This window comes from Spirosoma sp. KCTC 42546 (genome assembly GCF_006965485.1).
Lineage (GTDB): Bacteria > Bacteroidota > Bacteroidia > Cytophagales > Spirosomataceae > Spirosoma.
In genome coordinates this window covers 1,825,672-1,846,415 of the sequence record NZ_CP041360.1, presented here as the reverse complement: position 1 = coordinate 1,846,415, position 20,744 = coordinate 1,825,672, and the positions used below count along the sequence as shown (strand labels likewise).

General features: G+C 49.3%; 19 protein-coding genes. 8 read left to right on the top strand and 11 right to left on the bottom strand.

Annotation, left to right across the window (positions count from 1 at the left end):
- Positions 1-26 precede the first annotated feature (26 nt).
- From EXU85_RS07470 to EXU85_RS07455, 4 genes are all read right to left on the bottom strand, one after another.
- Complete coding sequence (locus EXU85_RS07470; RefSeq protein WP_142771482.1) at positions 27-1,583, bottom strand: aldehyde dehydrogenase (NADP(+)); 1,557 nt, start codon at positions 1,581-1,583, stop codon at positions 27-29.
- A gap of 63 nt (positions 1,584-1,646) precedes the next feature.
- On the bottom strand, positions 1,647-2,897 hold the full coding sequence (locus EXU85_RS07465) for an FAD-binding oxidoreductase (protein WP_142771481.1): 1,251 nt from the start codon (positions 2,895-2,897) through the stop codon (positions 1,647-1,649).
- 112 nt (positions 2,898-3,009) lie between these two features.
- The gene (locus tag EXU85_RS07460; RefSeq protein WP_142771480.1) at positions 3,010-4,014 is read right to left on the bottom strand and encodes a 4-hydroxyproline epimerase; all 1,005 of its coding nucleotides are present in this window, start codon (positions 4,012-4,014) and stop codon (positions 3,010-3,012) included.
- 83 nt (positions 4,015-4,097) lie between these two features.
- Positions 4,098-5,006, bottom strand: a complete 909-nt coding sequence (locus EXU85_RS07455) for a dihydrodipicolinate synthase family protein (protein WP_142771479.1) — start codon at positions 5,004-5,006, stop codon at positions 4,098-4,100.
- 135 nt (positions 5,007-5,141) lie between these two features.
- On the opposite strand from EXU85_RS07455, the gene aat reads away from it, so the two are divergent.
- The 5 genes from aat to EXU85_RS07430 all read left to right on the top strand — a co-directional run bounded on the left by aat (position 5,142) and on the right by EXU85_RS07430 (position 8,846).
- A complete protein-coding gene (gene aat, locus EXU85_RS07450; protein ID WP_142771478.1) occupies positions 5,142-5,750 on the top strand; it encodes a leucyl/phenylalanyl-tRNA--protein transferase in 609 nt (202 codons plus the stop codon).
- Between the two features lie 119 nt (positions 5,751-5,869).
- Positions 5,870-6,904 (top strand): glutamate 5-kinase, encoded by a 1,035-nt coding sequence (gene proB / locus EXU85_RS07445; protein WP_142771477.1) that lies wholly within the window; start codon positions 5,870-5,872, stop codon positions 6,902-6,904.
- Positions 6,905-6,946: 42 nt separating this feature from the next.
- Positions 6,947-7,216 (top strand): hypothetical protein, encoded by a 270-nt coding sequence (locus EXU85_RS07440; RefSeq protein WP_142771476.1) that lies wholly within the window; start codon positions 6,947-6,949, stop codon positions 7,214-7,216.
- Entirely contained in the window at positions 7,213-7,599 is a 387-nt protein-coding gene (locus EXU85_RS07435; RefSeq protein WP_142771475.1) for a DUF6516 family protein, read from the top strand. The genes EXU85_RS07440 and EXU85_RS07435 overlap by 4 nt, the downstream gene beginning before the upstream one ends.
- Positions 7,596-8,846 carry a glutamate-5-semialdehyde dehydrogenase gene (locus EXU85_RS07430; RefSeq protein ID WP_142771474.1) on the top strand — a complete coding sequence of 417 codons (1,251 nt, stop codon included), beginning with the start codon at positions 7,596-7,598 and terminating at the stop codon, positions 8,844-8,846. Before EXU85_RS07435 ends, EXU85_RS07430 begins: the two co-directional genes overlap by 4 nt.
- A gap of 6 nt (positions 8,847-8,852) precedes the next feature.
- Here EXU85_RS07430 and EXU85_RS07425 read toward each other — a convergent pair whose 3' ends face one another.
- The 4 genes from EXU85_RS07425 to EXU85_RS07410 all read right to left on the bottom strand — a co-directional run bounded on the left by EXU85_RS07425 (position 8,853) and on the right by EXU85_RS07410 (position 13,812).
- A complete protein-coding gene (locus EXU85_RS07425) occupies positions 8,853-10,124 on the bottom strand; it encodes a replication-associated recombination protein A (protein ID WP_142771473.1) in 1,272 nt (423 codons plus the stop codon).
- A gap of 125 nt (positions 10,125-10,249) precedes the next feature.
- On the bottom strand, positions 10,250-10,849 hold the full coding sequence (locus EXU85_RS07420) for an RNA polymerase sigma factor (protein ID WP_142771472.1): 600 nt from the start codon (positions 10,847-10,849) through the stop codon (positions 10,250-10,252).
- Positions 10,850-10,944: 95 nt separating this feature from the next.
- Positions 10,945-12,645: an adenine deaminase gene (ade, locus tag EXU85_RS07415; RefSeq protein WP_142771471.1), complete on the bottom strand. Its 1,701-nt coding sequence runs from the start codon at positions 12,643-12,645 to the stop codon at positions 10,945-10,947.
- Between the two features lie 3 nt (positions 12,646-12,648).
- Entirely contained in the window at positions 12,649-13,812 is a 1,164-nt protein-coding gene (locus tag EXU85_RS07410) for an acyltransferase family protein (RefSeq protein ID WP_142776630.1), read from the bottom strand.
- 191 nt (positions 13,813-14,003) lie between these two features.
- Between EXU85_RS07410 and EXU85_RS07405 the strand changes: the two genes are divergently transcribed.
- Together EXU85_RS07405 and EXU85_RS07400 are read left to right on the top strand one after the other, a co-directional pair.
- The gene (locus EXU85_RS07405) at positions 14,004-15,662 is read left to right on the top strand and encodes a UxaA family hydrolase (RefSeq protein ID WP_142771470.1); all 1,659 of its coding nucleotides are present in this window, start codon (positions 14,004-14,006) and stop codon (positions 15,660-15,662) included.
- Positions 15,663-15,765: 103 nt separating this feature from the next.
- Positions 15,766-16,539, top strand: coding sequence for an SDR family NAD(P)-dependent oxidoreductase (locus tag EXU85_RS07400; protein WP_142771469.1), 774 nt, complete (start codon positions 15,766-15,768; stop codon positions 16,537-16,539).
- Between the two features lie 101 nt (positions 16,540-16,640).
- On the opposite strand, the gene EXU85_RS07395 is transcribed toward EXU85_RS07400, so the two are convergent.
- Entirely contained in the window at positions 16,641-17,225 is a 585-nt protein-coding gene (locus EXU85_RS07395; protein WP_142771468.1) for a GNAT family N-acetyltransferase, read from the bottom strand.
- A 110-nt stretch (positions 17,226-17,335) separates the two neighbouring features.
- Between EXU85_RS07395 and uvrB the strand changes: the two genes are divergently transcribed.
- Complete coding sequence (uvrB, locus tag EXU85_RS07390; RefSeq protein ID WP_142771467.1) at positions 17,336-19,357, top strand: excinuclease ABC subunit UvrB; 2,022 nt, start codon at positions 17,336-17,338, stop codon at positions 19,355-19,357.
- 108 nt (positions 19,358-19,465) lie between these two features.
- Here uvrB and EXU85_RS07385 read toward each other — a convergent pair whose 3' ends face one another.
- Both EXU85_RS07385 and EXU85_RS07380 read right to left on the bottom strand, forming a co-directional pair.
- On the bottom strand, positions 19,466-19,762 hold the full coding sequence (locus EXU85_RS07385) for a hypothetical protein (protein WP_168207757.1): 297 nt from the start codon (positions 19,760-19,762) through the stop codon (positions 19,466-19,468).
- Between the two features lie 217 nt (positions 19,763-19,979).
- Positions 19,980-20,738 carry a response regulator gene (locus EXU85_RS07380; RefSeq protein WP_142771465.1) on the bottom strand — a complete coding sequence of 253 codons (759 nt, stop codon included), beginning with the start codon at positions 20,736-20,738 and terminating at the stop codon, positions 19,980-19,982.
- Positions 20,739-20,744: the final 6 nt, after the last annotated feature.

Sequence of the window (20,744 nt, the reverse complement as noted above, 5' to 3'; positions counted from 1 at the left end):
CTCTCTGTGACTCTGTGTTTATATCATTACGCATTCACCCGTTTTCCATCCACCAGTCGCCAGATGTGAAGCGGATTAGCTGCTTTCAGTTCGTCGGGCAACAACGCGTCGGGGAAATTTTGATAGCAAACGGGGCGGGCAAAACGTAGAATCGCGTTGGTACCAACAGATGTTGAGCGCGAATCGGTCGTGGCAGGGTATGGACCGCCATGTTGCATAGCATGACTAACTTCTACGCCGGTCGGGAAGCCATTAATTAACAACCGACCTACTTTCTGTTCCAGAATTTCGAGCAGATCGGCGTATTCCAGTAGTTCAGCATCAGTGCCCCAAACCGTGGCAGTTAAGTGTCCTTCCAGTCCACGCGCTACGGCCAGTAGTTGCTCTCGGCCACCCGCTTCGACTAATACGCTACTCGGGCCAAATACTTCTTCGGCAAGTACCGGATTAGCCAGAAGCGCTTCGGCAGATGTTTTCAAAAGTGTAGGCGTGCCATTAGCAAAACTGTCGGCCGCCGTAGCCTGTCCAAGCACATCTACACCTTCGGCAGCTGTCAATTTATCAATCCCGGCTGTAAAGGCTCGCTGAATACCCTGTGTGAGCATGGTAGCTGGCTGACTATTCGTTATGCCCTGAGCCGCAGCTTGCATAAACGTGTCGGCGTCAGATGATTGTTGGACCACGGCCATACCTGGATTTGTACAGAATTGCCCAACACCCAGCGTAATTGAGCCGACAAAACTTTGTGCCAGCGCACTCCCTTTTTCCTTAAGGAGCTGAGGTAAAAAGAAAACGGGATTGGTGCTTCCCATTTCGGCATAAACCGGAATCGGTTCCGGGCGACGGGCGGCCGCATCGAACAACGCTTTTCCCCCTCGCCACGACCCTGTAAATCCAACCGCTTTGATAGCCGGATGCTCAACAATGGCCATACCGACAGCCGTCGTTCGACCTTGAACCAACGAAAATGTCCCGGCAGGCAAACCGCAAGCCTTAACAGCCCGACTGATAGCATCCCCCACCAATTGCGATGTGCCGGGGTGTGCCGGATGTCCTTTTACGACAACTGGGCAACCAGCAGCCAGCGCAGAAGCGGTATCGCCACCCGCCACGGAAAAAGCCAGCGGAAAGTTACTAGCGCCAAACACACCTACTGGTCCCAATGGACGCAGCATCTGCCGCAAATCAGGGCGGGGCAAGGGCTGGCGATCAGGCAGGGCGGTGTCGATGCGCGCATCGACCCAGGAACCTTCTCGTAAATAATCGGCAAACAAACGCAGTTGACCAGTCGTACGGCCACGTTCGCCTGTCAGGCGAGCCAATGGTAAGCCCGATTCGGCTTGTGCACGCGTCAATAATTCATCGCCTAAGGCTTCGATTTCGGTAGCGATTTGTTCCAGGAAACGAGCTTTCTCGGCACCTGATTTTTTGCGATATTCAGAAAATGCTTCGGCTGCCCGCTCACAGGCCTGGGCAACTTCGCTAACCGTAGCTTCTTGAAATAGGCCCGGCAATGGCTGTCCGGTAGCTGGGTTAATGCCCTGAAATGAATCGGCAACAGGATTTGCAAGGGAGTTTGTCATAACGACAGGCAGGAGATTGTTATAAATAGATTGGGCAACAGTAGCCCGTTTTTGAGGAACACCTTATCGGGCGAAACGTTCCGGTTTAAAAGCAGCAACGTCCATGCTTCTAACCGAATCGTCCATAAGTTCACTAACTAGTTTGCCGGTAGCTGGTCCCAGGCTTAGTCCCATCATGCCGTGCCCTGTAGCCAACACGACGTTATTGTAGCGTTCGGTAGGGCCAATGTAGGGCAACCCGTCAGGCGAACAGGGGCGCAATCCCCGCCAAACCGTTTCCACGGCAGGCATCTCGACCGGCATATCTGGATAATAGTTGTTTATCGACTGTACAATACCCCGCACTCGATTCATGTTCACGGTCATATCGGTACCAGCTACTTCGAGTGTTCCCGCAAAGCGAAGATCCGCTCCCATCGGCGTGGCCGTAGCGCGGGCTTCGAGCATGATGGCGGGTACACGAATGTTGTTAGCTACGCTCCTAAGCATAAAGCTATAGCCTTTACCACCCTGCAAGGATAGACTCAAATCCAGTTGCTTTGCAAGAACAGGCGACCAGGCACCACCCGCTATAACAACCGCATCAACGGGATAATCACCCTGCGCAGTCTGCACCGATTTAATCGTTGAACCCGTTTTGCCGAATCCTGTAACGGTATGATTTTCCAGAATGGTAACCCCCTCCCGACGCAGATAGGCAACCAGCGACTTGATCAATTCATTTGGATTCAGGTGCGCATCGCCGGGATAAAAAATACCACCGCGAACGTCAACCCGCGTGTCGGGTTCCAAGTCCTGCACTTGCTGGCCATTGAGTACCTGCGCTTCGATGCCCGCGTGGTTAGCCACCTCGGCTTCTTCGGCCATTTCGTGTTCGGCAGATGCGGTTTTGTAGAGCATCAGTAGTCCCCGCTCCTGCCACTCAAAAGTTAAATCGCTGTTACTGGCCAACTCCTGATACAACGTTTTACTGAGCAGACTAAGATCGCGCAGCACCGGAATGGAACGCTCAACGTGCTCGGGTGTCGAATGGCGGTAGAAAAGCCAGCCCCAACGCAGTAAATCGGCGTTTAGTCTCGGTTTTACATAAAACGGGCTGGTCGATTTCAGCATCCAGCGCATGCCTTTAGCCATCATACCCGGTTGCGCCAGCGGGATAATATGACTGGGTACAATCATACCCGCATTACCGAACGAACAGCCATCGGCAATAGGTCCCTGATCGAACAGCGTTACGCGGTGCCCCGCTTTGTGCAGGTAATACGCCGAACAAAGTCCAACAATACCCCCGCCCACAATACCAACGTGTGACATTTTAAAAGAGTGAAAGTGCGAAAGAGTGAATTGCGCGAAAAGCTGGTATCAGCAAAGCCGCTCATTCACCATTCAGGCGGCCCAGTCTTTCACTCATTCACTCTTTCGCTCATTAAATTACCTGAAACCCAAACACGTATGGGTCGTCTTCGTCGAGAATGATGTGATTGTAGCCGTGAATCCGGGCCCAACCTTCGATACTTGGCACAATAGCCGGATTACCAGCTAATTCGGTTTCTGCTTCGATACGCCCGTTGAAAATGGAGCCGATGATACTCTCATGAACAAACGTGTCACCCGGTTTGAGTCGCCCCTGCGCGTACCACTGCGCCATCCGGGCCGAGGTGCCCGTTCCACAGGGTGAGCGGTCAATGGCTTTATCGCCGTAGAAAACAGCATTTCGGGCGGTAGAGGTTTCTTGCAGTGGCTTTCCTGTCCAGAGAATATGACTCAGGCCGTTAATGGTCGGGTTTTCGGGATGGACGAAGGTATATTGCTCGTTCATCCGCTCACGCATCACCCGCGCCCAGCCAATAAGCTGCTCCGCTTTATAGTGCTCCAGGCCGGGGAAATTGGGTTGCGGATCAACAATGGCGTAGAAATTACCACCGTAGGCAACATCGACCGTGAGCGTTCCCAAGTCAGGGCATTCGACCGTCAATTTCTCGGCTGCCAGGTACGATTTAATATTCGTAATCTTCACCGACGTTACCTTCCTTCCCTCCTGCTGGTATTCGGCCCGAACCAATCCGGCGGGCACTTCGAGGTTGAGGACGCCCGGTGTTTGGGGCCTAATCAGATTCTGCTCAATGGCGACCGTTACCGTACCAATCGTGCCATGACCGCACATGGGCAAACACCCAGAAGTCTCGATAAATAGCACACCCGCATCATTAGCGGGATCGGTAGGCGGATACAGAATACTCCCCGACATCATGTCGTGCCCCCGCGGTTCGAACATAAGTCCTTTCCGAATCCAGTCGTAGTCACGCAGGAAATGCTGGCGTTTTTCACTCATAGTCCCGCCCTGCAAAAACGGAATACTCCCCCCCGTAACAACCCGCACCGGGTTGCCGCAGGTATGCGCATCAATGCAAAAAAAATGAAACTCGGACATTTATTTAATGAATAATGGTTAATGAACAATGAATAATGGATAATGCCTAGTCTCACTCGGGGTGTCACATTATCCATTGTTCATTATACATTAACAACCGGTCGCTTTGCTAAAGCCGTTTGAATAACGTCCAGTACCTGTTCCCGTTCCGCACCGATTAGCGGCAGGCGGGGTGCTCGCACATATTCGGAACCAATGCCAGTTGCTGTAGCGGCCAGTTTGATGTATTGAACTAATTTCGGGTGAATATCCAGTTCGAGCAGGGGCATGAACCAGCGGTAGATTTCCAGCGCTTCGGCTACCTGACCCGCTTTAGCCAATTCATAAATCGCAACGGTTTCCTGTGGAAATGCGTCAACCAGACCGCCAACCCAGCCATCGCACCCTAGTAGCAATGCTTCCAGGGCCAACGTATCGACACCACCCAGCAGTTTATAGCGGTCGCCAAAGGCATTTCGCATACGGGTTACATTGGTCAGATCACGCGTTGATTCTTTTACGGCCTGAATATTGGGCAGTTCGGCTAGTTCATGAAACATGGCTACGGTAGTCATGATCTTGTAATCGTACGGATTATTATAGATCATGATTGGCAATGATGTTTCCTGAGCCACCGATTTAAAGTACGTAACCGTTTCGCGGGCATCGGCAGGGTAACGCATCGGAGGCAGCAGCATGAGCCCATCAGCGCCATTGGCTTCTGCTTCCTGAGCGCGCGCAATGGCCTGTTTAGTAGCCTGTTCAGCAATATTGATCAGAACGGGCACTTTTCCATCGCTAACCGCCAGCCCCGATTTCAGAAGTTCGATTTTCTCATCGTTCAGCAGCGTACTGGCTTCGCCAAGCGAGCCCCCAATGATAAATCCGTGTACCCCGGCATCGAGCTGAGCCTGGAGATTTTTCTCAAAAAGTGGCAGATCGAGCTGATCATCAGCCGTAAATGGAGTCAGTAGCGCGGGATAAACACCTTCCCAGTTTACAGAAACGTTCATGGGGTATAGTTGGTTGATTAAATTGAGTCGGTCAAAGTTCGTTAGTTCACTAAAAATAATAGCACTGGTAATTAGTATATTGTGGTACTATTTTCACCTTTTCTATCTTTGTCATACGACACTTTTACTGTTTTCATGAATAAGCTAACCGCTGATGACCTGATTTACGGGTACATAAACGGGATTTTCCCAATGGCCGATGCCGACGGTACGCTTTATTGGTACGCCCCCGATCCGCGCGCCATTATTCCCATTCATAGTTATAAACCTGCCAAATCTCTTCGCCCGATTCTGAACCGCAATCAGTTCGAGATTCGTATAAATACCGCCTTTCCTGAGGTCATGCGTGCCTGTTCGAAACCCCGTTCTGAAGACGATAGTGTCTGGATTTCCGACGAAATTATTGCGGCTTATACCGAATTACATCATATGGGGCTGGCCCATAGTGTTGAAACGTATATAGACAATCGGCTGGTCGGCGGCTTATACGGGGTTGCGCTGGGCTCGGCTTTTTTCGGCGAATCGATGTTTAGCGAGGTTAGCAATTCCTCGAAAGTGGCATTCCACAATTTAATCCTGATTCTCCGCCAGCAGCATTTCTCGCTGCTCGATACGCAGTTCATTAACGATAACGTTCGGCGCTACGGTGCCATCGAAATCCCCAAAGCAGACTACCTCAAGCAACTTAAAACCGCCCTTAAACAAAAAGCCCGATTCACGGGTCTGGTGCCCGAAAAGGTGTAGATAGTGACCGGTTTACAGTTTTCAGTATATGGTTTACGGTTGCTGCAAGTTGAACTTACCCAGCCTACTGAAAACCAAAAACCATATACCTAAAACGGTAAATCCCTATCTTTGCCCGCATGTCTAAGCCAGTTTTAGTACTAAAGTTTGGTACTGCTTCCATTACAAAACCTACCGGCGAACCCAATGAGCCTGTTATGGTCGATATTGCCCGACAGGTAGCCGCCCTGCATCCACACTACCGTATTGTATTGGTGTCGTCGGGGGCAGTGGGTGCCGGGAAAGCCCTGATTCGTGATTATAAAGGTGATATTACCCAGCGTAAAGCGGCTGCGGCTGTAGGTAATTTACTGCTACTCAACCAGTATTCGCGCTTCTTTTCTATTTACGGAATTTCGATTGCCCAAAGCCTTTGCGAACGGCATCATTTTGCCAGCCGCGACCAGTTTCTGCAACTCAAGCAGACCTATGAAGAACTGTGGGAAAATGACCTGATCCCAATTGCCAACGAAAATGATGTGGTGAGCAATCGTGAACTGAAGTTTTCTGATAATGACGAATTGGCCACCCTCATTGCCGTAGGCTTTGGGGCCGAAGCCCTGATGCTATGCACATCGGTCGGTGGCTTATTGGATGCAAATGGGCATATAATTCGACAGGTTGTCGAGTTCGATGAACGCGTATTTGGCGTTGTTCGAACCGATAAATCATCGCTGGGTTTGGGCGGTATGGCCTCTAAGCTAACCTTCGCTAAACTGGCTACCCGTATGGGCATTCGTGTTGTTATTTTCGGCTTAAACGAACCCGACAGTCTTGGCCGGGCTTTACGGGGCGAAACGGGCACCGAGTTCACACCGCACCCAATTACCCTCTCCGCCCGAAATCGGTGGCTGGCCAGTGGTAGTTTAGCCGTAGGACGCGTGCAGATCGATGCGGGTGCCGTGCGTGCGCTGAAACAACGCCGGAGTTTGCTGGCTGTGGGTGTTCGGGCCGTATTGGATGATTTTGCTGCCGGAGAACTGGTCGAAATTCTGGATGAAAAACAGGAAACCATAGCCGTAGCCCGAACGCGGATTTCGTCGGAAACGTTAACGCAACAGCTTAATCAGCAAAATGTTGAGGTCGCCAATGCGAATGATATTGTACTTTTGTAGACCAATGTTTTTAGCCAATTTTGTTCTTAAACGTAATCTGGTATGGTACAGGTAACGAAGCAAGCAGTGCAACAGTGGGTCATGATCGATTATTTGGCTCGAAAACACCGCTTTGAGGAAACAATTACCCGAATGGAGCGGAAATACGGCATGACACTGGACGAGTTCGAAAAACACATCGAAAGTACTGAAAAAGAAGTATTTGAAGAGTGGGATGACAACATCGACTGGTCGGCGGCTGTTGGTATGTTGCCCGATGTGCTTAAAGGCATCGAAGAAATAAAGAAAGGGTCGATTGAAATAATTGAATGAATAGGTATATATCGCTTATAACCAATGCCCTATTTACTCTGAATGAAAATCCAATCGTCAGTAAATACGACGTCCTTGTTCATGAGCATACTGCCGATAAATTTCATTTGAAATTGCGAATAGAATTTACCGACAGGTCGGTTCTTTATACGAATGAATACATAGGAAACCTTGTTCGTAAATACGCTTTTCAATGGCAAACAGGCAACACTAGTTGGCTTGTTCGTTGGGACAACGTACCGCATTTTCCTAAACTTGCCTCCTTTCCACATCACAAACACGATTATCGAAGTGGATCGGAAGTTGTAACCGATAGCTTTGACATTTCGCTGGCAGAAGTATTAGTCTACATTCATGACCAGTTAACGAATTCAAAAATATGACTCCTATTACGCCACTTCTCCAGGCTACTCAGCAAGCTGCAGCAGCCGTTCGGCGGCTTAGCCCTGCTGAAAAAACTGATTTACTCAATCGGCTGGCCGATGTTCTGGCTGCTCACACTGCCGATATCGTGGCCGAGAATCAAAAGGATCTCGACCGTATGTCGACCGCCGACCCCAAATATGATCGGCTCAAACTGACCGAAAGTCGCGTAGCCGACCTTTCCAAAAGTTTGCGCGAAGTGGCCGTATTGCCCGATCCGGCTGGAGAAGTCATTCTGGAGCGTACCATCGAACAGGGATTAAAGCTCAAAAAAATTGCGGTACCGCTGGGCGTTGTTGGTGTTATTTACGAAGCTCGTCCAAACGTAACGGTCGATGTAGCCTCGTTGTGTTTACGTTCGGGAAATGCCTGCGTACTCAAAGGTGGTAAAGAAGCCGATTGCTCGAATCGGTATTTAATTAGCCTGATTCAGGGTGTGTTGATTGAGTTTGGGGTACCGAAAGCTGCCGTAACGCTGCTCCCTCCCGACCGGGCCGTTGTGAATGAATTGCTCACCGCCACACGCTACGTGGACATTATCATCCCTCGTGGTTCAGAGTCGTTGATTCAATTCGTTCGCAAAAACTCACTTGTGCCCACGATTGAAACGGGTGCTGGTGTTTGCCATGCCTATGTAGAGCAAACCGCTGATTTAGACAAAGCTGCCGCCATTGTTGTAAATGCCCGCGTCTCGCGCCCATCGGTCTGTAATTCACTCGACTGCGTGCTGGTTGACGAAACCATCGCCGAGCGCTTTCTACCCATGCTGACCGCCGACTTCAACAAATGGAACGTGGAAGTTTTCGCCGATGAAATTGCTTACGACATTTTCGAGAAAGCGGGCTACACAAACCTGCAACACGCCCAACCCGAGGACTTTGGTCGTGAGTTTCTGGATTACAAATGCGCCGTGAAAGTCGTGGCAAATTTAGACGAAGCCCTTTCTCATATTCAGGCGTACTCATCGCGCCACTCCGAAGCAATTATCTCTCAAAATCAGCCGCTTATCGACCAATTCCTTCGCGAGGTCGATGCCGCTGCGGTGTATGCGAACGCGTCTACCCGATTTACGGATGGCGGTGTCTTTGGCCTAGGTGCCGAAATCGGTATTTCAACCCAGAAACTCCACGCTCGCGGCCCATTCGCACTCGAGAAATTAGTAACCGAGAAGTGGATTGTTGTGGGTGACGGGCAAGTGAGGTGGTAGTTTCCGTTAATACCCATACCAGTCTCCCCACCACTTCTGTAGGCTCCTCCGAATTTCAGCTTCGCGGGCGTTGTGGCCAGGTTCGTAGAGTTTATGACCTTTCAGGTCGTCGGGCAGGAAGTTTTGCTGGGCAAAGTTGCCTTCGTGCGCATGTGAATATTGGTAATCTTTTCCATAGCCAATTTGCTTCATCAATTTGGTTGGTGCGTTACGCAGATGTAAGGGTACGGGCAAATGAGCTGTTTGCTCGGCCAATGCAATGGCCTCATCGATAGCTACATAACTCGCGTTACTTTTAGGCGAGGTTGCCAAGTAAACAGCCACTTGCGAAAGAATAATCCGACCTTCGGGCATACCGATCGCCCGAATTGCCTGCACGGCTTCCGATGCCATAATCATTGCAGTTGGGTTGGCATTGCCGATATCTTCCGATGCCATGATGAGCATGCGTCGGGCAATAAAAATCGGGTCTTCGCCCGCTACAATCATCCGAGCCATCCAATATAAAGCCGCGTTCGGGTCGGAACCACGCAATGATTTGATGAAGGCCGAGATGATATCATAATGCTGCTCGCCTGATTTATCGTATCGGGCAATGTTCTGTTGCGCTACGGTCGTCACGCCTTCATCCGTGATAACTAGCGGGTCAACTGATACGTGGGCAGAAGCAACCAGTTCCAATAGATTCAGCAGTTTACGGCCATCGCCACCCGATAAGCGGAGCAGCGTATCGTATGAGTCAACCGTAATTTTTTTTGATTGCAAAAACGTATCCTGCGCAATGGCCCGATCAACTACCTGGATCAACTCCTCGCGATTGAGCCCTTCCAGAATATACACCTGACAACGCGACAGCAAGGCACTGTTTACTTCGAAGGATGGGTTTTCTGTCGTGGCACCGATCAATGTGATCTGCCCTTTCTCAACGGCTCCCAGCAAAGCATCCTGCTGGCTTTTGTTGAAGCGGTGGATTTCGTCGATAAACACCACCGGCGGGAATATTCCACTTGGGCGGCTCAGCACATCACGAATTTCCTTTACTCCCGAATTGATCGCGCTCAGGGCTATAAATGGTCGTTTGACGGCTTCGGCCAGTAATAAAGCCAGAGTCGTTTTTCCAACACCAGGTGGCCCCCATAAAATCATGGACGGCAGTCGGCCCGATTCTACAGCCCGCCGAAGGGCACCAGTAGGACCAATAAGCTTTCGCTGACCAATAACATCATTGAGTGTGCGGGGACGTACCCGCTCGGGTAAAGGCGTTGAGTCTGTATTCATTCAACGAAGTTACCCCAATGATATAAAAATTGCCAAGTGTGGTCAGGAATTGCTGGTTCTAAAACAAAAACCCGGCAACTAATTTACAGTTACCGGGTTGGAGAATAGGTTAGGAATAGTCAGCGTCAGAGCGACACATTTTCGAGCGTAACATAACGCTTGAGGTTGCTCATAGCACCAAAAATCAAATTGTAAACAGACTGAATGTTAATGTGCATGAGGGCCGAAATCTCTTCATTACTCATGTTCTGAAAATACCGTAAATGAACAGCTTCGCGCTGACGACGGGGTAATTTTTCGAGGGCCTGATGCAGGCAGTCATTCATAAACGAATCTTCCTCGTGGGCAATTAACAGGTTTTCATGGGATGGATCAGCACCCGGAAGCGTATCGCCAACGCGCCGACCATTGATCATGTCGTCCTGACTAACTAATTTCTGTTCGGCGGTCAGGTGTCGAACCAGCTTACGTTTAATTGAAGCCATCAGATAGAACCGTACCGAAGTGGTTGGTCCGATGGTTGTGCGGTGCTTCCAGAGTTCAACGAACAAATCGTGGATGCAATCTTTAATCAACGCCCGGTCGGTGGCAAAATGGGCGCAATAATGGTAAAGGGTTTGAACATAATTTTGATACAGTCGGGCAAACGCATTTTCATCACCACTACGAAACAGATTCCACAGTGTTTCGTCGTCGGGTCCGATTTGAGTACGGGAGCGAGCCATGATAGAGAGGGTAAAGGTTAGGAATAGCCTTGGGGTGTGTAAACTTACCCATAAAAAATAGAATTAAAAAAAGTACTTAAATTTTTTTTTTATGGTCACGCATTTTCCGTTTGCATCGACACAAAAGTGAACCTTTTTCCATCAAACAATCCTTTATCACTTAATTTCAGGTTTGGAATAACCAATAGAGCCATAAAGGATAAGGTCATAAATGGCGCTGCCAGCATACTCCCTAATTCCTGCTTTGCGAACTGATCGAGTAATGTATATTGTGTAGCTACATCATACCCATCGGTATCGGTCATTAGGCCTGCCACCGGCAACGGGAGTAGTAGGGGGCCAGGGGCAGGGGGCAGGGGGGTGTGAGGAGAGGAAAGCCCATGCCCCATGCCCCTGGCCCCATGCTCACTCCCCACCGCCGATAACCCTCCCCGAGCTTCTATCACCAGATTGACGGCTTTGCAGATACTGTCATCATCGCAACCAACCGCCGTAATATTATGCGAATCATGCCCAACCGACGAGGCAATGGCCCCGTGTTTCAACCCAAAGTTTTTAATGAAAGCAATAGCTGGAGGAGCGTCCTGATACCGATTAACGACAACCATTTTCAGAATATCCCGCTCCACATCCGGCACAATTTGGTTGTTCTCCAGTTTGGGTTCCAGGTGAAGTTCGTTGGTGATGAGCTGCCCATCGAGTGCTTCAATGACCCGGATTAATCCCGCAGACTCCATTTTCACCAAAAAATCCTCCGGTTTCTTAGGTGAGCAGCTAAACTGATTGACGTGTTCGCTCCGCAAATCGGGTATGTTCGATTGGCCATTTTCAGCTACGATCTCACCATTAATTACGGTTTGCTGGATATGAAATTCCCGCAGATTATCAACCACGATATAATCAGCAGGGTCACCCTCGCGAAGCAAACCAACGGGTAGTCGATAATGTAAGACCGGATTTAAACAGGCCGCCCGGAGTACATTCCACAGAGAATGACCTTTTGCCAAAGCCCGTACAACTAACTGATTGATGTGGCCTTCTGACAGTGTATCCGGATGTTTATCGTCCGAACAGAACATAATCTGCTGTGGGAACTCAGCCAGCAGTGGAATCAGAGCTTCGAAGTTACGGGCGGCACTTCCTTCACGAATGAGAATATTCATACCCCGTTTCGCTTTATCCAGACCCTCTTCGTAGGTAAAACATTCATGGTCGGTGGTGATACCAGCATCCATGTAGCGCTGGGCATCGTCGCCAGTTAAGCCAGGAGCGTGGCCATCAACAGGCTTATTGAATGCATTGGCCAGGGCGATTTTAGCCATTACGTCGGGGTCCTGATGTAGCACACCCGGAAAATTCATCATTTCGGCCAGGTAGCCTATTTCTTTCAGTGCCAGTAAGTTCCGAACATCTTTCACACTGATGGTAGCACCAGCCGTCTCGAACGTTGTGGCCGGAACGCAGGAGGGTGCGCCAAACATAAATTTAAAGGGAACCCGGCGAGCCTCATCAATCATGTAGTGCACACCGGCTACACCAAGCACATTCCCGATCTCATGCGGGTCCGACACCGTGGCCACCGTTCCGTGCACAACAGCCAACCGGGCAAACTGCGGGGGCGTTAGCAAAGAACTTTCCACATGAACGTGGGCATCGACAAAACCGGGCAGTACATAAGGTTCACCCGGACGTTCGGGCCCAAGACGATGAATCTCGTTGATCCGCCCATTTTCGACGGTGAGCGTGCCATAAAAAATCGTTTGATCGAAGAGATTCAGGATATTAGCCGTGATCATACATTAGATTCGGATAAATAAATTACGGCGGTACATCCACCGAAGAATAAGGTAAAAAATAGCCAGCGTAACAAGGCCGATTAATAGTGGCTCATACGTGGTACCAAACACCTGAAAAGGCCCGTGACCCAAGTGTGTATATAAGGATGTGATAATAAACTTGTCGATCAGGTGCACCAGACAGTAAATAGCAATGGAGTTCATTCCCACAACAACCAGCGGAAACGCCCATTTTCGTTTACCAGCCACATCGATAACGCCGTAGAAAAGCGCCAGTAACCAAAAGCACCAGCCACCACTGAAGAGCACCCAGGCAGGCGTCCAGATTCGTTTGACAATGGGACAAATACCGGCAACATGCAGCAGAACGCCACTAACCAGGCCGATAGCCCCCGCAATCAGGAAATGTTTTAGAATTTCACGCTCTGTCATCCCCGACCGTAACCACCGGCCAGCTTGTAAACCCAGCAACATAGTGCCAAGGGTAGGAATGAAACTAAGGGTGGCATACCCTCCCCCATTGAATAAAAATGGGTTCTCGCGCGGAAACAGATTAAGGAACCAGGTATCAAAAGCCCAGGCCAGATTACTATTTTTATCAAAATGGGCCATTAATCCAGTATAATGCTCCGGCCAGTCTGACGGGACACCAACCGCACTAAAATCAAAAACTGTGCCGGGAGACACCCCAGGAGCCGGATAAAGGATAAACGCTAACCAGTAGCCAACCAGAATTACGCCGAAGGCTATCCAGGCAGTTCGGGGCTTGGGGGCGCTACCGATTAAAAATAGAAATGGGTAACCCAAGCCTATTTGTGTGAGTGTATCCTCAAACGTAAACCGCGTTTGATCAGCATGGGTGGAGCGTAGAAAAATGCCGAGCAAAATTAAAATCAATGACCGCCGGAACGCATGACCCACCTGTACCGGGAATGATTGCCCCTGCTTGACCCGACTGGCAATTGAATAGGGTAAAGCCACCCCGACCAAAAATGAAAACGACGGTTGAATCAGATCGTGTAATGAGCAGCCAGCCCACGCAACGTGGCTCTGGTGATGAGCCAGAAATGCCCAGAAAGCACTATCGGGAAAGGCTTCGTGAAGATGGTCAAATTGCAGGATTTCGGCAGCCATCAAGGTCATGACAAAGCCTCGATAGACGTCCATAGACATCAGTCGACCAGCCAGAAAGCCGGTTTGGTTTACAGAAGAAAGTGGAGGCATCGGTAACGGGTAGGAATTAAGTCTTAAAACTTGGCAATGGTGCTCACATTCGCAACAACATGGATAAAGTTTTTGCGGAGAGGTGGTATATTTCGGCCTATTGCGTCTCTTTAGTCTAAAAAATAGTTTTTCTAATGACTGCCCGTGTCCTGAAAGTTCATCCTGGCGATAATGTTATCGTAGCCCTTCGCAACCTGTCGGCAGGAGAGCACATTGAATTTGAAAATGATACTTACGAGCTGCCTTACGCCGTTGGAGCCAAACATAAATTTGTGACCGAAGACCGGCAACCCGGCGATCCGATCACGATGTACGGTGTGCTGGTTGGCAAAGCGACCCAACCCATCAAGCGGGGAGAGCCGATCACAACGTTTAACCTAAAACACGATTCCGATCAGTACGGTCTCGACAAAAAACAGCCCTACTCCTGGCAGCCGCCCGATGTTTCGTCCTGGCAGAACCGCACATTCATGGGCTACCACCGCGCCGATGGCAGCGTTGGTACCCGTAACTATTGGCTGGTGGTGCCGCTGGTTTTCTGCGAGAATCGGAATGTGCTGATCCTGAAAGACGCCTTTGAACGCGAACTGGGCTATGCGCAACCCGACATCTACCGCGAAAACGTTCATGAGCTTCTGAGTTTATACAAAGCGGGCGAAATGGATGTCATCAAAAAGATGCAGCCGTTTGTTGAGCCTTCGCAGTTGGGCAACCATGCCGCAAAGCGGCCATTCAAAAATATTGACGGCATTAAATTCCTGACCCATGAGATGGGCTGTGGCGGCACCCGCCAGGATTCAGGTTATTTGGGCTCGCTGTTGGCCGGGTTCATCAACAACCCCAATGTAGCCGGAGCAACGGTATTGAGTTTAGGATGTCAGCACTTACAAACCGATATGATTTCAGCCGAAATCAAGCGGCAGAATCCGAAATTTAACAAACCATTGTTATTATTCGAGCAACAGGCCGGAACCGAGTACGCGCTCATGTCGGAGGCTATTAAAGAAACCTTTCTGGGCTTAGTTGAAATCAATAAACTAGAACGACAACCCGCTCCACTGAGCGCCCTAACCGTTGGTCTGAAATGCGGTGGCTCCGATGGCTTTTCGGGTATTTCAGCCAATCCCGTTTTAGGCCACCTGTCTGATACCCTTGTAGCGCTAGGCGGCAAAACGGTGCTGGCCGAATTTCCGGAACTCAACGGGGTTGAGCAGGAACTCATCAATCGTACAGAAGATCTAGCCAAAGCCCAGAAATTCATTACCCTGATGGGCGATTACTCGGCTCAGGCCGAAGCCGTTGGATCAGGGTTCGACATGAATCCGTCGCCGGGCAATATCAAAGACGGACTAATTACCGATGCCATTAAGTCGGCGGGTGCGGCTAAAAAAGGTGGAACAGCCCCCGTTGCCGACGTACTGGATTACGCCGAACCAGCTACTACTCCCGGTCTGAGCCTACTTTGCACGCCTGGCAACGATGTAGAAGCCACAACCGGCATGGCGGGTTCGGGCACTAACGTCATTCTGTTTACCACCGGCCTCGGCACACCCACCGGCAACCCAGTTTGCCCGGTCGTTAAAGTATCGACGAATACCATTCTTAAAAACAGAATGCCCGATGTAATTGACTTCGATAGTGGCCCTATTATCGACGGCGAGCAAAGTATTGCCCAAAATGCCGATGCACTGCTCGAATACATTATCCGACTGGCTTCGGGCGAAGAAACAACCCAGGCCGAACGCCTAGGCCAAGACGACTTTATTCCCTGGAAACGGGGTGTTTCACTATAGAGGGAGGAAAAGGAGGAAGGAAGAAAGGGACAAAGAAGAAAATAATCGAGCGTCCTGTCTTTTCCTTCCTCCTTTTTCCCTTTCCTCCTTTATCCCTTCAACTATGTTCTCACTCAAAAACAAAACCGCCCTCATTACAGGGGGAGCCAGCGGTATTGGGCTGGCCATTTCGAAGACGTTTGCCCAGGCAGGCGCATCAGTTTATATCCTTGACCTTAACAAAGACCAGGCCGAGCAGGCTGCCAGCGAGATTCAACAGGCGGGCGGTCAGGCAACAAGCCACGCCGTTGATGTATCAAATCAGCAGCAAGCGATTGAGGTTATCAATCAAATTGCAGAGCAGGGACCGATTCATATTCTGGTTAACAACGCAGGTGTGTCGCACATTGGCACAGTTGAAAGCACGTCGGAAGCCGACTTCGACCGCATTTTCCGTATCAATGTTAAGGGCGTTTACAACTGCCTGTATGCCACGATTCCACATTTGAAAGCCAATGGTGGCGGTGTAGTTCTGAACATGGCATCGATAGCGGCTACATTGGGCCTCGCCGATCGCTTTGCCTATTCGATGAGCAAAGGTGCCGTGTTGACTATGACGCTTTCTGTAGCGAAGGATTATTTAAATGATAACATTCGCTGCAACTGTATTTCACCTGCTCGGGTACATACGCCTTTTGTGGATGGATTCATTGCGAGAACCTACGCAGGTCGGGAAGCCGAAATGTTCGAGAAATTATCAAAAGCCCAGCCTATTGGTCGTATGGCTGAACCAACAGAGGTTGGCGCGTTAGCCTTATACCTCTGCTCCGACGAAGCAGGCTTTCTAACCGGATGCGACTACCCGCTGGATGGAGGATCGATAAGACTAAACAGCTAACACGTATAATTCAGATTCTATGGTTTCTACGGATTCTATCGTCCTAAGTTCATTTGAACGTATCAATAGAATCCACAGAAACTATAGAATCTATTTACTGCTTACTCCAACGAAAGGTACATATCGTAGTTAAGCACATCCGTCTCAAACTGCCCCAGTTCCACAAAGCCGTATTTTCGGTAATACCGAACAGCCCGTTCGTTACGAGCCTGTACCCCACCCCACAAAATCACTCGTTTTTTAAGCATTCCCTTTGCCACGGCTAATGCTTTTTCCATCAGAAAATTGCCTAGACGCTGGCTCTGGTAGGCATCTGCAATAGACGGTGCCAGTGAACAATCCGTTTCGGCATTTATATCAATTCCCAGGGATTTATACCGAACTACATCAGCAGGTGTTGCGCCAGAACTTACCAGAACATAAGCCAGAATACGTTCATGCTCCGGTGAAAGCGCAACAATTCGGGCACATTCTTTTGGATCTAAAGTATTGCAGATCGTATTTACGGTTTCCGAATCGAAGGGATGTGGGCCGAAATACTGACGGGTTTGGGCCGATAAGCCAGTAAAATAATCAAGGAGTTTTGGCGCATCGGAGGGCTCCAATAATCGAATTTGTATGGATTCGCCGGATGAACTAATAACGTTTATCGGGTCAAATGGGTTAGTAGTAGAATCGGGGCTCATATAGTTCCTGACGCTGCAAATTGGGAATGAATCAGCAAGTAACAAGTTAAAAAGTGTCCTTGCAATCCAGCCCAAATCTTCGTAAATTAGCCAGATTCTAAACGCAACTAATGAACTTCAAATTAACCTCTGAATTTCAACCGACCGGCGACCAGCCGAAAGCAATTGAAAAGTTGGTCAAGGGCGTAAATGAAGGCGAACCCGCACAGGTATTACTTGGGGTCACGGGATCAGGCAAGACATTCACCGTCGCCAACCTTATTGCGCAGACCAACCGACCAACGCTCGTTCTAAGCCATAACAAAACGCTGGCAGCCCAGCTTTACGGCGAATTCAAGCAGTTTTTCCCCGAAAATGCGGTCGAGTATTTCATCTCGTATTACGACTATTATCAGCCGGAAGCATTCATCGCCACAACGAACACGTATATCGAGAAAGATCTCGCGATCAACGAGGAAATCGATAAACTGCGGTTGGCAGCAACGTCGGCTCTGATGAGTGGTCGGCGCGACGTGATTGTGGTAGCGTCTGTCTCCTGCATTTATGGCATGGGCAATCCGGAAGAATTCAAGCGGAATGTGGTGAGGATTGGCGTTGGGGAGCAAATGAGCCGGAACCAGTTTTTGCACCAGTTGGTCAGTATTCTGTATAGCCGTACGGAAGGCGAATTTCAGCGCGGTAATTTCCGGGTCAAAGGCGATACCGTTGACCTGTACGTTGCCTATGCCGACTTTGCCTACCGCGTTATTTTCTTCGGCGACGAAATTGAAACGATCCAGCAGATTGATCCCAGCACTGGCCGGAAAATTTCGAACGAAAATATGGTAACGATCTTCCCGGCCAATCTCTTCGTTACCGGTCGCGATACACTGAATAATGCCATCCACGAAATTCAGGACGATATGGTGGCACAGGTGCGCTACTTCGAATCGGAGATGCGGGAACAGGAAGCCACACGCATTCGGGAACGCACGGAGTTCGACCTCGAAATGATGCGTGAACTAGGCTATTGTTCGGGTATAGAAAACTATTCCCGTTATTTTGATAAACGAAAACCGGGTCAGCGTCCGTTCTGCCTGCTCGACTATTTCCCCGACGATTACCTGATGGTCATTGACGAAAGTCATGCTACAATTCCACAGATTCGGGCCATGTGGGGTGGCGACCGCTCGCGCAAAACAGCCCTCGTCGACTACGGCTTCCGGCTTCCATCGGCCATGGACAACCGCCCGCTTACCTTCCAGGAATTCGAAGATTTATCGGGGCAGTCGATCTATGTGTCGGCCACTCCCTCCGACTACGAACTTCGCAAAAGCGATGGCGTTATTGTAGAGCAACTCATTCGGCCCACGGGCCTGCTCGACCCAGAAATTGAGGTTCGTCCAAGTCTGAATCAGATCGACGATCTTCTCGAATCCATCGACAGCCGCATCAAAAATCATGAGCGCGTTTTGGTAACGACCCTCACCAAACGTATGGCTGAAGAACTCACAAAGTACCTTGATCGCGTAGGCATAAAAACCCGTTATATTCACTCGGAGGTAAAAACGCTGGATCGGGTTGAAATTTTGCGTGATCTTCGACTGGGCACCTTCGATGTACTGGTTGGCGTTAACCTCCTCCGCGAGGGGCTCGACTTACCCGAAGTATCGCTTGTTGCCATCATGGATGCCGATAAAGAAGGTTTTCTGCGCGACATTCGGTCATTGATTCAGACCATTGGCCGGGCAGCTCGTAACTCGAACGGGAAAGTGATTATGTATGCTGACCGAATCACAGGCTCCATGGAGAAAGCCATCGACGAAACGAACCGTCGCCGGGCTATTCAGTTGGAATATAATACGGACAACGGCATCACGCCTATGACCGTCCTGAAGTCACGAGAAGCCATTATGGGGCAAACCAAAGTGGCCGATTCGAAGGCGAAGCATTTCTACGTTGAACCAGAGGAAATCCGTATTGCCGCCGATCCAGTAGTCCGCTACATGGGCAAAGGCGATCTGGAGAAAATGATCAACGAAACCCAATCCAAAATGGAACGGGCCGCCAAAGACCTCGACTTCCTGGAGGCCGCCCGCTTACGCGATGAGCTGTTTCAGTTACGGGATAAACTGAAGAAGGAGACGGCGTAAGTTTAGTTATATTGATTGTTACTAAAGTAGTTAGTACCTTTGTAATAGTTGGGGAGAGATCCTCGACTCCTCCTTGAGGTGATGCAACCGGCCGGTTTTAGCGTCACCTCATTGTATTTTATACTCAATTGGCTCATTACGAATTTGATCTGGCGTAAAGCAGAATAATTCCCCTTTAAAAATAATCCAGACTTCCAGAATATTTATTGCCCGGTGTATGCAACTACGTAATCCCCGTATTAAAGCCCCTTTTGTCAGATCACTTTTGATGTGGAGAAGAACGTAGTTAGCTTGCTTTTTGGCGTCGCGTAGTTCGTTTTCAATCGCTGACGCTGTCGGTGTAGTATTGTGCTTGAACTCAATCACAATATCTTCCTCTATCAAATAGGCATCAGGATTTTTCACGCCAGGCACATTTGTAATAGGCAGCAAACGTACTTTGAAGCCTAACTTCGCTAAACAAATAGCCGTTTCAACATTCTTAACAGCTTCCTGCGATGCATGACCGCAGATGGCTCGGCTTCACTCTACAGCAATTTTAAGCCATAAAGTTAAGCAATACGCAACTAGTGACCTATTTACACATTTTATCTACAAGTAAATTTTAGTTAAAGGAAATCAGCTAACGAGTTCTGACAACCTGTAGCCGGTCAATCAGAGGCTTCCGGGCTCCTTCAGGAATTGTAATCTCCTGTGAACCTATATACAAGCGGTTCGACTCGATACGATCCAGGTAGTTGAGATTGATAACCAGCGAACGCGATAATTGGTAGAATCCGCCCGACAGATAAGGCACTAGTTTGCCTAAGTTCAGGGATACATTGATGGGCTGATAGGCTTTAGTCGGATAAATTCTATGAAATCCAGATGTGGTCAGAAATAGTTCGGTATTCCCCCGGTCGGCCTTCACAAATTGAATTTCAGGCTTAATAACTCGAATATAGCCACTTCCTGTGGGTAAAAACGTATGATCGGGTAACTCGGGAGCGCCATTAATATTACCTGCATAAAAATTATGCATTGCCAGATCAATTTGTGCGGATAGCTCTCGTATGCGAAAAGGCTTATGCAAAAACGCAGCTGGAAATGTACTTTTAGCCCGATTAAATGTCTCGGTTTCTGAGCTTCCCGTTATATAAATTATAGGCACCCATTTGATACGCATCAGTTCTTTAACGGTCGTTATTCCATCAGCAGGTCCATTGAGTTTTATGTCTACTAGTAGAATATCGGGCGCATTTTGCTTCATTAGCCTGACAGCTTCGTCAAAATCAGTTGCCTTCCCGCAGATAATGTAGCCCGCTTTGACCAGGCTTTCTTCCATATCTGTGGCCATAAACAGGTCATCTTCTACGATCAGTACACGTAAAGGCGTTTCCATCTGAAT

Excerpts from the sequence above, each read along its gene's own strand:
- EXU85_RS07470 (WP_142771482.1), bottom strand. The coding sequence starts at position 1,583 with ATGACAAACTCCCTTGCAAATCCTGTTGCCGATTCATTTCAGGGCATT.
- EXU85_RS07465 (WP_142771481.1), bottom strand. The coding sequence starts at position 2,897 with ATGTCACACGTTGGTATTGTGGGCGGGGGTATTGTTGGACTTTGTTCG.
- EXU85_RS07460 (WP_142771480.1), bottom strand. The coding sequence starts at position 4,014 with ATGTCCGAGTTTCATTTTTTTTGCATTGATGCGCATACCTGCGGCAAC.
- EXU85_RS07455 (WP_142771479.1), bottom strand. The coding sequence starts at position 5,006 with ATGAACGTTTCTGTAAACTGGGAAGGTGTTTATCCCGCGCTACTGACT.
- aat (WP_142771478.1), top strand. The coding sequence starts at position 5,142 with ATGAATAAGCTAACCGCTGATGACCTGATTTACGGGTACATAAACGGG.
- proB (WP_142771477.1), top strand. The coding sequence starts at position 5,870 with ATGTCTAAGCCAGTTTTAGTACTAAAGTTTGGTACTGCTTCCATTACA.
- EXU85_RS07440 (WP_142771476.1), top strand. The coding sequence starts at position 6,947 with ATGGTACAGGTAACGAAGCAAGCAGTGCAACAGTGGGTCATGATCGAT.
- EXU85_RS07435 (WP_142771475.1), top strand. The coding sequence starts at position 7,213 with ATGAATAGGTATATATCGCTTATAACCAATGCCCTATTTACTCTGAAT.
- EXU85_RS07430 (WP_142771474.1), top strand. The coding sequence starts at position 7,596 with ATGACTCCTATTACGCCACTTCTCCAGGCTACTCAGCAAGCTGCAGCA.
- EXU85_RS07425 (WP_142771473.1), bottom strand. The coding sequence starts at position 10,124 with ATGAATACAGACTCAACGCCTTTACCCGAGCGGGTACGTCCCCGCACA.
- EXU85_RS07420 (WP_142771472.1), bottom strand. The coding sequence starts at position 10,849 with ATGGCTCGCTCCCGTACTCAAATCGGACCCGACGACGAAACACTGTGG.
- ade (WP_142771471.1), bottom strand. The coding sequence starts at position 12,645 with ATGATCACGGCTAATATCCTGAATCTCTTCGATCAAACGATTTTTTAT.
- EXU85_RS07410 (WP_142776630.1), bottom strand. The coding sequence starts at position 13,812 with ATGGACGTCTATCGAGGCTTTGTCATGACCTTGATGGCTGCCGAAATC.
- EXU85_RS07405 (WP_142771470.1), top strand. The coding sequence starts at position 14,004 with ATGACTGCCCGTGTCCTGAAAGTTCATCCTGGCGATAATGTTATCGTA.
- EXU85_RS07400 (WP_142771469.1), top strand. The coding sequence starts at position 15,766 with ATGTTCTCACTCAAAAACAAAACCGCCCTCATTACAGGGGGAGCCAGC.
- EXU85_RS07395 (WP_142771468.1), bottom strand. The coding sequence starts at position 17,225 with ATGAGCCCCGATTCTACTACTAACCCATTTGACCCGATAAACGTTATT.
- uvrB (WP_142771467.1), top strand. The coding sequence starts at position 17,336 with ATGAACTTCAAATTAACCTCTGAATTTCAACCGACCGGCGACCAGCCG.
- EXU85_RS07380 (WP_142771465.1), bottom strand. The coding sequence starts at position 20,738 with ATGGAAACGCCTTTACGTGTACTGATCGTAGAAGATGACCTGTTTATG.